Source organism: Buchnera aphidicola (Cinara confinis) (assembly GCF_900128735.1).
Classification (GTDB): Bacteria; Pseudomonadota; Gammaproteobacteria; order Enterobacterales; family Enterobacteriaceae; genus Buchnera_F; species Buchnera_F aphidicola_L.
Genome location: NZ_LT667503.1, coordinates 167,596 through 183,877, shown reverse-complemented (window position 1 = coordinate 183,877; position 16,282 = coordinate 167,596). Strand labels below are relative to the sequence as shown.

13 protein-coding genes are annotated in these 16,282 nt (G+C 23.1%); 8 read left to right on the top strand and 5 right to left on the bottom strand.

Going from position 1 to position 16,282, the window contains the following annotated elements; all coding sequences use genetic code 11:
• Window positions 1-98 precede the first annotated feature (98 nt).
• From fabZ to rpsB, 5 genes are all read right to left on the bottom strand, one after another.
• Window positions 99-533, bottom strand: coding sequence for a 3-hydroxyacyl-ACP dehydratase FabZ (fabZ, locus tag APCICONF2801_RS00765; protein ID WP_172800839.1), 435 nt, complete (start codon window positions 531-533; stop codon window positions 99-101).
• A 61-nt stretch (window positions 534-594) separates the two neighbouring features.
• Window positions 595-3,030, bottom strand: a complete 2,436-nt coding sequence (gene bamA / locus APCICONF2801_RS00760; protein ID WP_075431854.1) for an outer membrane protein assembly factor BamA — start codon at window positions 3,028-3,030, stop codon at window positions 595-597.
• Between the two features lie 325 nt (window positions 3,031-3,355).
• Window positions 3,356-3,913 carry a ribosome recycling factor gene (gene frr / locus APCICONF2801_RS00755; protein ID WP_075431852.1) on the bottom strand — a complete coding sequence of 186 codons (558 nt, stop codon included), beginning with the start codon at window positions 3,911-3,913 and terminating at the stop codon, window positions 3,356-3,358.
• 557 nt (window positions 3,914-4,470) lie between these two features.
• Entirely contained in the window at window positions 4,471-5,277 is an 807-nt protein-coding gene (tsf, locus tag APCICONF2801_RS00750; protein WP_075431849.1) for a translation elongation factor Ts, read from the bottom strand.
• Window positions 5,278-5,415: 138 nt separating this feature from the next.
• On the bottom strand, window positions 5,416-6,132 hold the full coding sequence (gene rpsB, locus APCICONF2801_RS00745) for a 30S ribosomal protein S2 (protein WP_075431847.1): 717 nt from the start codon (window positions 6,130-6,132) through the stop codon (window positions 5,416-5,418).
• Window positions 6,133-6,556: 424 nt separating this feature from the next.
• On the opposite strand from rpsB, the gene map reads away from it, so the two are divergent.
• The 8 genes from map (at window position 6,557) to erpA (ending at window position 16,123) form a co-directional block, all read left to right on the top strand.
• Window positions 6,557-7,348 (top strand): type I methionyl aminopeptidase, encoded by a 792-nt coding sequence (map, locus tag APCICONF2801_RS00740; RefSeq protein ID WP_075431845.1) that lies wholly within the window; start codon window positions 6,557-6,559, stop codon window positions 7,346-7,348.
• A gap of 143 nt (window positions 7,349-7,491) precedes the next feature.
• Window positions 7,492-8,313, top strand: coding sequence for a 2,3,4,5-tetrahydropyridine-2,6-dicarboxylate N-succinyltransferase (dapD, locus tag APCICONF2801_RS00735; protein ID WP_075431843.1), 822 nt, complete (start codon window positions 7,492-7,494; stop codon window positions 8,311-8,313).
• A gap of 326 nt (window positions 8,314-8,639) precedes the next feature.
• Entirely contained in the window at window positions 8,640-10,358 is a 1,719-nt protein-coding gene (gene ilvB / locus APCICONF2801_RS00730) for a biosynthetic-type acetolactate synthase large subunit (RefSeq protein ID WP_075431841.1), read from the top strand.
• Window positions 10,359-10,371: 13 nt separating this feature from the next.
• A complete protein-coding gene (gene ilvN, locus APCICONF2801_RS00725; RefSeq protein WP_075431839.1) occupies window positions 10,372-10,848 on the top strand; it encodes an acetolactate synthase small subunit in 477 nt (158 codons plus the stop codon).
• Window positions 10,849-10,944: 96 nt separating this feature from the next.
• Window positions 10,945-11,868 carry a 16S rRNA (cytosine(1402)-N(4))-methyltransferase RsmH gene (gene rsmH, locus APCICONF2801_RS00720; RefSeq protein ID WP_082252714.1) on the top strand — a complete coding sequence of 308 codons (924 nt, stop codon included), beginning with the start codon at window positions 10,945-10,947 and terminating at the stop codon, window positions 11,866-11,868.
• 1,167 nt (window positions 11,869-13,035) lie between these two features.
• On the top strand, window positions 13,036-14,283 hold the full coding sequence (ftsA, locus tag APCICONF2801_RS00715; protein ID WP_075431836.1) for a cell division protein FtsA: 1,248 nt from the start codon (window positions 13,036-13,038) through the stop codon (window positions 14,281-14,283).
• A 59-nt stretch (window positions 14,284-14,342) separates the two neighbouring features.
• Window positions 14,343-15,497 carry a cell division protein FtsZ gene (ftsZ, locus tag APCICONF2801_RS00710; RefSeq protein WP_075431834.1) on the top strand — a complete coding sequence of 385 codons (1,155 nt, stop codon included), beginning with the start codon at window positions 14,343-14,345 and terminating at the stop codon, window positions 15,495-15,497.
• Window positions 15,498-15,778: 281 nt separating this feature from the next.
• Window positions 15,779-16,123, top strand: coding sequence for an iron-sulfur cluster insertion protein ErpA (gene erpA, locus APCICONF2801_RS00705; RefSeq protein ID WP_075431832.1), 345 nt, complete (start codon window positions 15,779-15,781; stop codon window positions 16,121-16,123).
• The last annotated feature ends 159 nt before the right edge of the window (window positions 16,124-16,282 follow it).

Below are 16,282 nucleotides of genomic sequence, written 5' to 3'. Positions count from 1 at the left end.
ATCAAAAAAATAAAAACATAAAAAAAAATAATACCTAAAATGTTTTTAATGACATAATATAAAAAAAATATATTATATAAATTTTATTATATTATACATTAAAAACGTGATAGCAATAATGTTGCTGTACAAACTATCGTATTATTAACCAATACAACACCATCAAATTCTTCAAAATTACTTTTTTGTTTTTTTAAAAAAACATTTATCATCATCTCATTGCCGGGACGAACTATTTTTTTAAAAAATGCATTTTTTATATTTACTAAATATATTAATTCTTTCCCTACTAATTGCCCATTGCTAAAGATAGATAATAAACCACTTGCTTGCGCAATAGATTCTATAATTAAAACTCCGGGAAAAACAGATTTTTTTGGAAAATGACCTAAAAAAAAATTACTACCTGTAATTGTTTTTTTAGCATATAAAAACATACTTTTTTTATATTCAATTACTTGATCAATTAATAAAAAAGGAAAACGATGAGGTAAAAATTGAACAATCTTTTTAACATTTAAAATCTGATTCATATCATTGAACATATTTCACCAAAAATATATTTTGTTAAGAAAAAATTTTTAATAAAAAAAATTAAAATTTATTAAAATCGATATGAAAATTTAACAAATTATGCGTAGGTATATTATGAAAAAGTAAAGGAACGGCGAATGTTATAGTCATGGGACCTAAAAAAGAAAAAAAACGAAAAAAAATTCCAGTAGACATATAAATGGTACTAGGATTATACAATTTATTAATATCGGTATTTTTAAACATACTTAACATATATTTTAAAGAACTCATCCAAATATTTACTGTATCTAAAAAAAATCCATATTGAAAAAAACGAACTAAAGAATTTGTAGTATGAATTTGTGGAAATAATAATTCCATATTTGTATTCATCAGAATATTTCCGCCCAAAGGATGCGTCGATTCATACATAGTCTGATCAGTAATTTTATTCTTTTTTTTATATAAAAGATTATAAATATTACAATATAATGCCGTAGGACCTAAACTTTTAATTTTAAAACCTCTAATAGATTTTAAACCACCAGCATAATAATTTTCATATAACGGAAAAATTTTTTTTCCAAATGATAACCCTATACCTAACGTTGAATAAATATGCAATAAAAAATTTTTTGTTGGTTCTAATGGAAAAATAGTATCTGAAGTTACAGTAATTTTATGAAAATAATTTTCTGACCCAGGTAATGTAAATTTACCTTTTACCTTAATATGATCTCCAGTTTTTAAAAACTTTTTTTGATTTATATTATTATAATCAAAAATATATTTAATAATAAAATCATTTATCATAGTATTTTTTATGACCGGACTAAATTTTTTATTCTTATATAGTGACGCAATATATCGCATCAAAGAAAATTGAGACAATAAATTAGGAAACCTAGCTGAAAAAGTACCAAGAGAAACAAAAAATTTTTTCTTATTAATAACTGGACTACTTAATTTTATATCGAAACCAAAATATTTATCCAAATATTTAGATGGATCAACATGAATATTTTCTAAAGAATGAAAAAAATAACGAGATTTAAGTGTAAAATTTCTCAAACAATTAAGTGGTCGAATAATAGAAAGATGTAAATTAGTTAACTGTAAATTTTTTATAATTTTTGCATATATTGTACGCCCTAAACCTAAAACATTCTTATTTGAATACAAAGAACGTAATAAAAGTCCAGTAGTGGCGTCATATCCGAGAGAACATGCAGCCACCTGATTATCATTTTTTTCTTTAAGAAAAAAACAAATATTAATCATATTAAGTGCATCTTTTGATTTATATATACGCATAGAAACTGAATCAAATAAATGAGTATTTAACAAATTTTGACAACTTTCTTTTAAAGAATATTTATTTAAATATGCATATTTAGATTGATTTATCACTTTTCTTAAAAATAAATATTTAGACTTTTTATTTCCAGAAAAATAAATATTATTTATAAAAAACTGACGCTGAGGATAAACAAAGATCTTTAAAATAACAGAGCTATTTTTTTCATCAATATCATAATGCATAAAAATTTTTGTATTAGAAAAACCTATTTTAGCATAAAGTCTTTTTATTTTTTGCTTCAATAAAGGTATACCGGATGAATTAAACTTAGAACTAGGAATCAAAATATATTTTTTATTTTCATTTTTATTAAAAAATAATGATTTAAATTGATGAATAACAATTTTTTTAAATTGATACTTTTTACCTTCATTTAAAATAATTATAACTGAAATATTATTGCGATCTTTATCTTCAAAGAATTTTAATCTATTAATTTTTATATTTAAAAATCCATTTTTTTTATAAAAATTTTTTAAATTTAACAAATATTTTTTCAATTCGTTAAAAGTATATTGTTTTTGTAACCAACCGCGCAAAAAAATAGGTCTGTACAATGGAAAAAATTTTTTAAAAATAAAAGATTCAGAAAAAGTTTTATTACCTTTAATTTGAATTTTAGATAAATTAAAATAAGGATTTTCATTAATTTTTATTTTAATAAATACTGTATTATTTAAAGATTTAACTAATAAAGGTTCAATATGCACACCAAATATACCGCAATTAAAATAACATTGCTTTAAAAAAAACAAAAAACGATTATATTTATTAATATCAAAAGAATCATTTTTCATCATATTAAATTGACGTAGCCTATTTTTTAAAAAAAGATTTGAAAAAATATGATTTCCAGAAAAATATATTTTTTTGATTTTTGGATATTCTGTTACATAAAAAAAAAATGAATTTTTTATTTTTTTAACACGTATATTAATAAAATAATTTGTATTAAACAATTTTTCTATTTTTTTAATAATGTCTTTAGAAGAATAATGACGATTATGATTTACCATCATTTTTCTTACAATTTTTGATTTAGCCGAGTGCTGTATTCCATGAAAATAAATACGCGTAATACCACACGATTTGACAGGAAAAATAGTAGTAGAAAAAAATAATATACCTAAAAAAACAAAAATTTTATCAAACATATTTATTATACTTATTTATTTATCATTAATTAAAAAAAAATATCATTACAAGTTTTAATACAATGTTTTTTATAGTACTGTTATTTCTTAAGTAATATATAGATATGTAATTCACTTAAAAATAAAAAAAAGTACGTTAAAAAATATTATTGCTCTGAATGTATTTAATTGATTAAATATTATCATTTAAAAACTACTTTTTAAATAAAAAAGGTTCATTTATTTATTAAAAAAAATGATATCACTTGAATCAAATATAAAATTTATTAAAAAAATAGCACTTAATAATTTTATAACTGATTATAATTTTATATTTTATAGATTCTTATATAGTTATTAATTCTTTTTCTTTTAAATTTACTATATTATTAACTTTTTTTATAAATAAATCTGTATACTCTTGAATTTCTTTTTTACAAACTCGTACTAAATCTTTGGTAATTTTTTTATCTTTTAAAAAAATTTTTAACTTTTCATGTGCATCACGCCTAATGTTTCTCACTGCAACCTTAGTATATTCAGAATCTTTTCGAATAATTTTAATTAAATTTTTTCTTCTTTCTTCAGACAAAATTGGGATAGAAATACGAATAGTCGAATCCGTAGAAATCGGATTAAAACCTAAATTCGAATCTATAATAGCTTTTTCTACTTTACTTTTTATCGAGAGATCAAATAATGTTAACTTTAATGTTTTATTATCTTCTGTCACTATATTAGATAATTGAAATAAAGAAGTTTTTACTCCATAATATTCTATATAAATATTTTTCAATAATGCAGGAGATATATTATTAGCCCGTATATTACTTAAATTATTTTGAAAAACGCTAATACACTTACCCATCGAGATATAAACAAATTCTTGTATTGAAGAAATCATATTTGATTAATCCTTATATAAATATTTTTACTAATTCATATAGAATATCGATAACAGCAGTTTTTTCATGCAAGTAATCTATAGTAACTTTATTTATTTAATTATAAAAATAATACTTAATTATGTTGATTTTTTTATTATTATTCATCATAAAAATGAAAAATTTTCTATTAAATTTAATATCAATCTTTTTTATGTTCTAAATACTAATTTATTTAAATATATTTTTTTAAAAAAAAATATTTGTTTTACTCAAGTGAGTTCTATTTTATAATATTTAAACAATATAAAAATAATATATCATTTTATTTTTTAAAAAAAAATAAAATTTTTTATCATTAGTTAAAATTTAATATCACTGATAAAAAATAAAATCTTATTTATTATCATTATCAATAATTATTTCAATTAAATTAATACACTTTAAGATTCTGATCCTAACAATTCATAATTAAAGAAAAAGAATATTCTATTCATTTATAAATAAGAAAAATTTTAAAAATAAAAAAATCAAAAAATAATCACTAAATTCTATATTATACTGGATTTTTCAGATATTATTTTACCCCTATTTGCAATCTAATAAAATTAGATAATACAACATTATGTTCTTTTAAATATTCTTGAACACTTTTTTTATTATCCATTGCAAAATTTTGATCTAACAAAGTATTATTATTAATAAATTTTTTCATCCGCCCTGCAATGATTCGATCTAATAACAAAGGTGGTTTGCCAATTTTCTTTGCAACTTCAGTTTGAATTAAGAATTCATGATCTATAATTCTTTTTGGCATGTCTTCTTTTTTCAAACATAATGGATTAGAAGCTACAATATGCATAGCTATATTTTTCATACATTCTTTTTGCTCTGATGATAATTTAACTAAGGGAGATGTTACTAAAACACCGATTTTATTCATATGAATATATGAAACTATATGATTACCAGAAATTTTTTTAATCCTATGAATAATAATATTCTCTGAAACTTTATTGATTAATTCTAATAATTTTTTTTTAAAAATTTTTTGTAAACTACTAATATCATCGATGTTCTTTTGCCCGGCATAATTTACTAGATCTTGACCAAAATTCTTAAATTCCATCGTATTAGTCACAAAATCTGTTTCTGCATTTAATTCTAATAAAAATCCGATCGAATTATTTATAAAAGAAAATACACAACCTTCTTTGGTTTTATTCGAAGATTTATTTAAAGCTAAACATATTCCAGATGTTCTTAAATAATCTATAGCTTTTTTTAGATCGCCATGAGATTGTATTAAAGCTTTTTTACAATCCATTAATCCTGATCCCGTTTTTTTCCGTAACTCTTTAATTAAAATTAATAAATTATCCATTTCTTTTTCCTTAAGAAAATAAAAATATTTTATCTTATTTAATCTGATGAACATCCTCACTAATATTATATTACTAAAAATTAATAAATATTAAACTTAATATTAATATTCATCATAATTAATAAAAAATAAATATTTTTATATATTATTATTATTAAATTTCAGCACATTTTTTTGTGAATAGTTTTTTAATAATTCTAAAGTAATTACATTTAAATATAATTTTATAGATCTAATAGCATCATCATTTCCAGGAATTATATAGTTGACACCATCAGGACTAGAATTAGTATCCACAATCGCAAAAACTGGAATACCTAAATTATTAGCTTCCTGTATTGAAATATTCTCATGCGTTGTATCTATTACAAATATTGCGTCCGGTAAACCACCCATGTTTTTAATTCCTCCTAAACTATTTTCTAATTTTCGTAAATAACGTACCCTTAATAATGCTTCTTTTTTTGTTAATTTTTCAAATGTCCCATCCTTTGACTGTATTTCTAAATCTTTTAACTTTTTAATAGATTGTCTAACCGTTTTCCAATTTGTCAACATACCACCTAACCAACGTTTATTTACATAAAATTGTTTACATAAAATAGCTGATTCTTTCACTAAATGACTTGCCGCCCTTTTGGTTCCTATAAATAATATTTTGCCATTATTTTTAACAATATTCTTTAATTCTATAATAGCTCTTTGAAATAAAGGTAACGTTTTCTCTAAATTGATAATATGTACTTTATTTTGAGTACCAAAAATAAACGGTTTCATTTTTGGATTCCAAAATCTTGTTTGATGTCCAAAATGGACTCCAGCTTTAATCATATCTTTCATTAATATAATATCCATTATACCCCTCGAGTATATTTTAAAAAATATTTTTATTGTATAAAATCAATAAATAATCACTTAAAAATTTTTTATGTTATATATATTACTCATTTTTACAAGAACTATAAATAAAAAAATTTCTTTTTTAATTATATAGATTAAAAAAAAATTTTATAATTTTCATATATAATCTTTATTATATAATGACTATATACTATAGTATAGTATAAATAATCCTTTATATAAAAAAAACTATATACCTGTAAATTTATATAAAAAATTTTATAAATTACTATAAATATTTCAGATAACTTCTAATATAAAATTAAAAAAATAACTTGATTAAAAGAATTATATTTAAAACCAATACTATAAACAACATAAATAATATTTTTCTAATAAAAAAAACTTATGCTTACTAATTTTTTTATAACTTAAAACCATGAAAATATCCTTAAAAAATCAAAAAGAAATAAAACTGATGCGTATAGCAGGTCAAATTACTGCTAATGTATTAGAAATGATTACAAATTATGTTCAACCGCAAACGTCTACCAATGAAATTAATCTACTATGTCATCGTTATATAACAGAAAAAAGAAAATCTATACCGGCATGTTTAGGATATCTTAATTTTCCAAAATCTATATGTATCTCAATTAATGACGTAGTATGCCATGGAATTCCTGATAAAAATACTTTTTTAATGGAAGGAGATATAGTTAATATAGATGTCGCAATAATTAAAGACGGATACTATAGCGATGCTTCTAAAATGTTTTTTGTAGGTAAAGTTAACCAAAAAAAAAAAAAAATATGCGAGATTGCTAAAAAAAGTCTCTATATAGCCTTAAAAAATATTAAACCCGGAATTCCAATTTCTATAATTGGAAAAAGTATTCAAAATTATGTTCAAAAAAGTAGATTTTCTATAGTTAAAGAATATTGTGGACATGGAATCGGAAAAAATTTTCATGAATTACCACAAGTATTACATTATGAAAACTCTGATCATGATACAATTTTAAAACCTGGAATGACATTTACTATTGAACCAATGATAAATGAAAAATCATCAGATGTATACTGCTGCAGTGACGGATGGACAGTAAAAACAAAAGATAATGGATTATCTGCTCAATATGAACATACTATTTTAGTAACCGATACAGGTTGTGAAATTTTTACTTTACAAAAAGATGAAAATATTCCAAAAATTTTTATTAATTCTTAAATCGTCAAAATAATTTTATATTTTTTAATAAAAATTTATATAATTATCTTATCAAACCGCATGAACTATATCATGATATACAAATTAACAAAAAAATAAATAGAATTAAACTGTTTATACTTCTAGAAAGGTTATATATTAACATGTTAGAACTAAAAAAAAATATAGATTTTATTTATGATAAAAAAAATAAAATAAAAAACTATATAATTCAAAAAAAAGAAAAAGAAATAATAAAAAAATCTATATCTTTATTAAACGCAGGAAAAATTAAAGTATCTGAAAAAATTAATGGAATTTGGATAACTCATCAGTGGATTAAAAAATCTGTACTTTTATACTTATATTCTAAAAAAAATAAAATCTTTAAATGTGCCGAAAATACATACTACGATAAAATACCATTAAAATATAAAAAATATAATAAAGAAAAATTTATTACTGATAATATTCGAATTATACCTTATGCAACAATTAGATACGGTTCTTTTATTGATAAAAATGTGATATTAATGCCTAGTTTTGTTAATATAGGAGCAAATATTGGAAAAAATAGTATGATTGATACATGGGCTACAGTTGGATCATGCGCTCAAATTGGAAAAAATGTTCATTTATCCGGAGGAGTTGGTATAGGCGGAGTATTAGAACCTTTACAAAATAACCCTACCATTATCGAAGATAATTGTTTTATTGGCGCTCGTTCTGAAATAGTAGAAGGAGTAATAGTTGGTCAAGGATCTGTTATTTCCATGGGTGTATATATTGGTCAAAGTACAAAAATCTATGACCGTGAAACAAAAACTATTTTTTATGGAAAAGTCCCTAGCGGTTCTGTAGTAGTTCCAGGTTCCCTTCCTTCAAAAGATAAAAAAATAAATTTATATTGCGCTGTTATTGTCAAAAGAGTCGATTATAAAACATTAAAAAAAACCGAACTAAATTTATTACTTCGTGAAAATTAATTTTTATTATTAATAAAAATACATATTGATATTAATAAAATATACAAATGTTATTTTTAGCCGCCTGTCATAAGGCGGTAAAAATATTCGATAAAAAACTTCTTATCAAATTATGATACTATTAAGTATTATAATAATCTGTAATCTAGAAAAAATTAGTTTAAAATATATAAGAAAAGAAAAAAAAATTTTTTTATTAAAAATAATACATTTACTTTATTAAAGTAATTAAATTTTTTTTTATTCAATTACCAATATTATTAAACTTTTCTTTTTAATTTAGTTAATAATTTTTTAAAAAATAAATTTTAAAAAAGGACTATACTATGAATTTACTATCAGGCGCTGAAATGGTCATTCAATCACTAATTGATTTAAATGTTACTACAGTGTTTGGGTATCCAGGAGGAGCTGTATTAGATATATATGATGCATTTAAAACCATTGGAAAAAAAAAAATAAAACACATTCTAGTAAGACATGAACAAGGTGCTACGCATATGGCTGATGGTTATGCTAGAGCTACTGGAAATCTGGGTGTTGTATTAGTTACTTCAGGACCTGGAGCTACTAATGCTATTACTGGAATTGCAACAGCGTATATGGATTCTATTCCTTTATTAATCATTTCAGGTCAAGTTTCTTCTGAATTAATTGGTTACGATGCATTTCAGGAATGTGATATGATCGGAATTTCTCGGCCAATTGTCAAACATAGTTTTCTAGTACAAAAAACAGAAAAAATACCAAAAATTTTTAAAAAAGCTTTCTTATTAGCTACTAGTGGTCGACCAGGACCAGTAGTCATAGATTTACCTAAAAATATCTTAAACCAAAAAATAAAAAAAAAATATTTATGGCCAGACTTTATTAATATTCGATCATATAATCCTATTATTAAAGGACACATAGGTCAAATCAAAAAAGCTTTAAAAATTTTTATCAAAGCTAAAAAACCAATTATTTATGCTGGTGGGGGGGTAATCTGTTCTAATAGTCATTTAGAAATAAAAAAATTAGCAGTTAAGTTAAATGTTCCGGTTGTTTTATCTTTAATGTCATTAGGCGCTTTTCCTGGTAATCATCCACAAAACTTATCCATGTTAGGTATGCATGGAACTTATGAAGCTAATATGGCTATACATTCATCTGATGTTATTTTAGCTATCGGAGTTCGTTTTGACGATCGTACTACCAATAATGCTAGAAAATATTGTCCCAATGCACATGTAATACACATAGATATTGATCCTACTTCTATTTCTAAAACTATTACAGCTAATATTCCTATTGTTGGTGATGCTAAAATGATTTTAAAAGAAATGCTATACCTTTTAAAAATCCATTATCCTAAAAGGAAAGAAAATTATTTATCTGAATGGTGGAAAAAAATTAAGAAATGGAAAAATATTAATTGTCTAAAATACAAGGTTTCACCAAATTTTATTAAACCTCAATGTATTATTAAAGAATTATCTTTACTAACTCAAGGTAATGCATATATTACCGCTGATGTTGGGCAGCATCAAATGTTTACTGCATTATATTATTGTTTTAATAAACCACGACATTGGATTAATTCAGGTGGATTAGGAACTATGGGTTTTGGTCTTCCAGCTGCATTAGGAGTAAAAATAGCTTTTCCTAATGAACTTATTATTTGTATCACTGGTGATGGCAGTATTCAAATGAATATACAAGAACTATCAACAGCAAAACAATATAATTTAGCTGTCTTAATAATAAATCTAAATAATCAAGCTTTAGGTATGGTGAAACAATGGCAAGATATGATATATTCTGGACGACATTCACATTCGTATATGAAATCATTACCAAATTTTGTAAAATTAGCTGAGTCATATGGACATATCGGTATTACTATTAACAAATCTGATAATATTCAAAAAAATTTATTAAACGCAATAAAAATCGTTAAGCAAGGATCATTAGTTTTTGTAGATATACATATCGATCCTTCAGAACATATTTATCCCATGCAAATAAAAAACGGCGGGATGAATGAAATGTTACTTAGAACTTAAGGATTCTAATATTATGAAAAGAATTTTATCAATTCTTTTAGAGAATGAATCAGGAGCACTATCAAGAGTCATAGGGCTATTTTCACAACGCGGGTATAACATTGATAGTTTAACGGTAGCTCCAACTGAAGATGCGACATTGTCTAAAATAACTATTCAAACACATGGAAATCAAACGGTCATAGAACAAATAGAAAAACAATTACATAAATTAATTGATGTATTTCGTGTATCTGAAATGAAACAAGGGCAATATATTGAAAGAGAAATTTTATTAATAAAAATTAATATAAAAGAAAATGAAAAAAAAATAGATATTATACAATTAATCAAATTATATCATGGTAGCGTAATATATATAACCGCTCAAACTTATACTATACAAATATTCGGTACCAGTAAAAATATTAATGATTTTTTAGATACTGCAAATAAATTATTCCTAGTAATTGATACCGTAAGATCAGGTGTTATTAGTATTAATAAGTAATAATGTATTAAAAAATATATTTTAAAAAAGTTAATTTATTTAAAAAAAATATTTAATCAAAAAAGTAAACCGCAATTGATCTACCAGGGAAAAATGATGGTACATACATCTGTTTTAACAAAAAAAGTTATAAAATATTTAGAAATTAAAAAAAACGGTACATATATTGATTGTACATTTGGAGGCGGTGGGCACTCCCGTGCAATACTAAAAAAATTAGGTATCGATGGTAAGTTATATAGTTTAGATCAAGACCCTCAAGCTGTTAAAATAGGAAAAAAAATAGAAGATCCAAGATTTAAAATATTTTTAGATAAATTTTCTAATATTGAAAGAAACTTACAAAATGTCAAAAATAAAAATAAAATAGACGGAATATTATTAGATTTAGGTATGTCTTCATTACAATTAAATTCTCATCGTAGGGGATTCTCATTTATGAACGATGGCCCCTTAGATATGCGGATGAATCCTAAAATCGGTATTTCTGTCTGTGAATGGTTAAAAAAAACAAATTTAAAAGAGATAGAGTGGGTAATAAAAAATTTTGGTGAAGATAAATATGCAAAAAAAATTGCTCGTGCCATTATCTTACAAAATAAAAGAAAGATTATCAAAAGCACGTTAGATCTTGTAAAAGTAATTAAAAAATCTATTCCGATATACGATAAATTTAAACATCCTGCTAGAAGAACATTTCAAGCTTTCCGAATATATATTAACCAAGAAATTATAGAATTAAAAAAAATATTAAGAATAATTATTAATTTACTAAGTTCTGGATCAAGAATTGCTATTATTAGTTTTCACTCTATTGAAGATCGCATTGTAAAAAAATTTATTAAAAATAATAGCACCCATCCTACCATACCAAAAGGACTTCCAATAACTGAAATACAAATAAAAAAACAAACTAAAAAAAAAATACGTTTTATCAAAAGAATTAAACCAACTATTTCTGAAATTCAAAAAAATCCTCGAGCACGTAGCGCAATATTACGTATATGTGAGTTAAGATAACACTAGATAAATAATGAACAAAAACGTAAAACTTAAAAAAATATTAATTGATCAAAAAAAATCATATAGCAATCCGATACCATAATTACCAATAAATATTTATAATTGCTAAATATTATAATATAAAATATAAATTTTTATTTAATATCATAAATTTTTTAAAAGCTATAACAATGATCATATAATAGTTTTGTTAAATTTTTACCTTAATTAAAAAAATAAAAAAAACATTTATCAAAATTTCTCATATTAACTTTATATCATCTTATAAATAATTATGAAAATTTTAAAAAATAAAAAAATGTTAAAAAAAAATATGTATTATAAATTTTTAAAATTATATTAAATTTCTCTTTTTAAGAAGAAAAAATTAAATCTCTTTATAACTATAAAATCTTCTTAAAAATTTTTAATATTTAAAAGAACAATTTTAAATTTTTTTAAATCATTAAAAAATCATTAAATTATTTTATCGTAATTAGATCATAAACCATTAAATAATTAGCGTATAATAATTACATCTAGAAAAGTATAATTATGTATAAAACAAATTTAAAATTATAATCAATAATACGTTTAAAAAAAATATTTTTCACATTTTAAAAAACTCTATTTTTATATAATAAAAAAAATAAAAAAAAATTAATCAAAATGATTCAAAATATAAAAAAAGATCATAATGATTCTATATATTATAGAATATTATTGTTATAAATTTTTTCAATAGGGAAACTATAATTCATATTTTATAAAAATCTATATCCTTTTTATTATTTGCTTTTTTAAAAAAAATCAAGTTTTAAAATATAGATTAATGAAATAAAGGCCAATATTTTACTCAAATATATGCTGTATTTATATTTTATAAAAAACTAATATCTTTTAACGATTATTTTTTAATGTCAAAAAAAATAATAATTAAATAAATTTTATCAAATAATCTATATTTAAAAAATAAAAAATCAATCATTCGTGATTATAAAAAAAATAAAATCAATTAGAATTGTTATTCTTTGATATTATACTTTAAATTCCAGATATAATATTAAACATATAATCTTTCTAAAAAATAATACTGCTATGTATTATAAATCAAACGTCACCATTTCACGGGGACCTTCTTAAATTAGTTATAAAAAAAAGAATCAGCATAAATACAGGTTAAAAATGAGTATTTCAAATAATAAAAACATAATCGTTGGCTTAGAAATAGGATCTAAAAAAATTATAGTATTAATCGGAAATATTCTAAAAAACCAAACAGTTGAAATAATTGGTTTTAGTAAAAATAAATCTTCTGGTATAGAAAATGGTCATATTAATAATTTAGAATTATTAATCTCATGCATTAAAAAATCTATTTATGAAGCTGAAGAACTTGCAAAATATAAAATAAAATCTGCTTATGTATCCGTTTCACATAAAGATATAGAATGTTTAAATGAAGTTGGTGTTGTTCCAATAAAAAAAGACGAAGTTACTCACGAAGACATTAAAAATGCTATTAAAACAGCACAATCAGTAAAAATAAAAAACGATCGATTAATAACACATATTATTCCACAAGAATTTTCAATTGATCGACAGTCCAATATCAAAAATCCATTAGGACTCTCTGGTATACGCATGCAAGCTAATGTACATTTAATTACCTCTTGCCATAGTATTGAAAAAAATATTACAAAAGCAGTTGAAAAATGCGGTATCAAAGTAAAAAAAATAATTTTTTCTGGATTAGCCTCCAGTGAAGCAGTTTTAAATGAGGAAGAAAAAAAACTAGGCGTATGTTTAGTAGATATTGGAAGAGAAATAATAAATCTAAGTATTTATACTCAAGGATCATTACGACATAGTGCTGTTATTCCATATGCTGGTGATATTGTTACTAAAGATATTGCTTACGCTTTTTCTTTATCTTATTATGACGCAGAATTTATAAAAAAAAAATACGGATCAGTGATTAGTGATGTAAGAAACATAAAAAACAACATAGAAGTATTTAAAAAAAATGGTGAGAAAATAAAAAATTTACAGCATAATAAATTAGTGGAAGTAATTGAATCAAGATATTTTGAGCTATTACAATTAGTTAATCGCGAAATATTAAATTTCGAACTAATTTCAGGTGTCAAAGAAATCAAAAAGAAGCTATTAATTGGGATTGCTTTAACCGGTGGCGCATCAAAAGTAAAATCATTATCCATGTATGCTAAAAAAATATTTCAAATCAATGTTTCTCTTAAAAAACCAAATATACCCGGTATCCCAGAAAAATTTATGCAACCAGAATATTCAACAATAATCGGGTTATTACAATACGGAAAAAAAAATAAAAAAAAAGTTATTCCAAAAAAAATAGGAGTTATTCATCATTGGATTAGACAAATATATAATTGGTTAAAGCATGAATTATAAATTTAAAAAATCACAAAAACAATCTGTCTTCTATCAATAAAAAAAAAGGACAAAAAATTATGTTTGAACCAGTTAATATAGAAAATGATGCAGTAATTAAAGTGATCGGTATAGGTGGTGGTGGTAGTAATGCAGTAGAACATATGATTCGTGAAAAAATAGAAGGAGTAGAATTTTTTGCTGTCAATACTGACGCCCAAGCATTACGTCAAATAGAAGTAGGACAAATAATACAAATCGGAAATAATATCACCAAAGGATTAGGTGCCGGTGCTAATCCAGATGTCGGAAGAACAGCTGCAGAAGAAGACACTGAAAAATTAAAAGTAGCTCTTGAAGGTGCGGATATGATATTTATAGCTGCCGGGATGGGTGGTGGCACTGGAACCGGAGCAGCCCCTATAATTGCTAAGATTGCAAGAGAACTAGGTATATTAACGGTAGCCGTTGTAACAAAACCCTTTAGTTTTGAAGGAAAAAAAAGAATGATTTTTGCAGAACAGGGATTACATGAACTGGCTAAATCTGTAGATTCATTAATTACAATTCCGAATGATAAATTATTAAAAGTTCTTACTAAAGGAATATCTTTACTTGACGCGTTTAAAGCTGCTAATGATATACTGAAAGGAGCAGTTCAGGGAATAGCAGAACTAATAACACGACCAGGTTTAATGAATGTTGACTTTGCTGATGTACGCACCGTTATGTCTGAAATGGGATATGCTATGATGGGAACCGGATCAGCATCTGGCGAAAATAGAGCGGAAGAGGCTTCCGAAATTGCTATTTCTAGCCCATTATTAGAAGATATCGATTTATCAGGTACAAAAGGGGTATTAGTTAATATTACAGCAGGTTTTGACTTACGTTTAGATGAATTTGAAACAGTCGGAAATACAATTCGAGCATTTTCATCAGATAGCGCCACTGTCGTCATTGGAACTTCATTAGACCCGAAAATGGAAGAATTTTTACGTGTTACTGTAGTAGCAACTGGTATAGGTGCTGATCAAAATTCTGAAATGATTTTTTTAGATAATAAGAAATCTAGAGAAACATTACTAGGTTATCAAAATTCCGTCGCTACTAATAAACAAAAAATAAAAAATTCTTATACCGAAAAAACAATAAAAGAAAAAAATATTACTTCAAATAATCGTCTTGAAAGAAATTTTTTAGATATACCCGCTTTTTTACGTAAAAAAAACTAATAGAAGTTTTTTTAATAAAAAAAATAAAAAAATAAATGTTTTTTTTAAAAAAAAATATGTAATAATATTCGTGAGAAAAAATATTATTTAAATGTCAACATCTATTTTGATTAAAAATAAAATCAAATTTTATTTAATATAAAAAATAATAATATTATACAATATAAGGAAAACTTTGATTACAGAAAAATTATTAAATAAAAAAATCTATTGATCGATTATTTATATCATCAAAAATTATTTCAATTTATAATATGAAACGTTTTAATAACTGAGTTTATATGAATAAATTACCAAGAGTTCCTTTATTAATTACAGAAGAAGCAAAAAAGAAAATAAAAAAAATAATAAATTCTAAAAATTATTCAACCTATAAATTACGTATTTATATTACTGGTGGGGGATGCAGTGGATTTCAATACGGATTTAAAATAGATAAAAAAAAACAAAAAAACGATATCATATTTCAAAATTCAAATATTAATATTATTATTGACCCCATTAGTTTGCAGTATTTACAAGGAGGAAAATTAGATTATATAGAAAATTTAGAAGGATCTAAATTCATAATAATCAATCCTAATGCAAAAACAACATGTGGTTGCGGTTTATCTTTTAGTATTTAAAAAATAAATAATTATTAAGGAAATATATTTAATCAACGTTTTTTAAATAAAGAATATATAAAATATCTAAAAACCACTATATTCAATATTTAAATAAAAATTCTTATATTAACAAAAAATGTATTATATACAACATTATCTATTTTAATTAAGATATTA

Bases quoted from the DNA above. Each gene is read 5' to 3' on its own strand.
- fabZ (WP_172800839.1), bottom strand. From the start codon at position 533: ATGAATCAGATTTTAAATGTTAAAAAGATTGTTCAATTTTTACCTCAT.
- bamA (WP_075431854.1), bottom strand. From the start codon at position 3,030: ATGTTTGATAAAATTTTTGTTTTTTTAGGTATATTATTTTTTTCTACT.
- frr (WP_075431852.1), bottom strand. From the start codon at position 3,913: ATGATTTCTTCAATACAAGAATTTGTTTATATCTCGATGGGTAAGTGT.
- tsf (WP_075431849.1), bottom strand. From the start codon at position 5,277: ATGGATAATTTATTAATTTTAATTAAAGAGTTACGGAAAAAAACGGGA.
- rpsB (WP_075431847.1), bottom strand. From the start codon at position 6,132: ATGGATATTATATTAATGAAAGATATGATTAAAGCTGGAGTCCATTTT.
- map (WP_075431845.1), top strand. From the start codon at position 6,557: ATGAAAATATCCTTAAAAAATCAAAAAGAAATAAAACTGATGCGTATA.
- dapD (WP_075431843.1), top strand. From the start codon at position 7,492: ATGTTAGAACTAAAAAAAAATATAGATTTTATTTATGATAAAAAAAAT.
- ilvB (WP_075431841.1), top strand. From the start codon at position 8,640: ATGAATTTACTATCAGGCGCTGAAATGGTCATTCAATCACTAATTGAT.
- ilvN (WP_075431839.1), top strand. From the start codon at position 10,372: ATGAAAAGAATTTTATCAATTCTTTTAGAGAATGAATCAGGAGCACTA.
- rsmH (WP_082252714.1), top strand. From the start codon at position 10,945: ATGGTACATACATCTGTTTTAACAAAAAAAGTTATAAAATATTTAGAA.
- ftsA (WP_075431836.1), top strand. From the start codon at position 13,036: ATGAGTATTTCAAATAATAAAAACATAATCGTTGGCTTAGAAATAGGA.
- ftsZ (WP_075431834.1), top strand. From the start codon at position 14,343: ATGTTTGAACCAGTTAATATAGAAAATGATGCAGTAATTAAAGTGATC.
- erpA (WP_075431832.1), top strand. From the start codon at position 15,779: ATGAATAAATTACCAAGAGTTCCTTTATTAATTACAGAAGAAGCAAAA.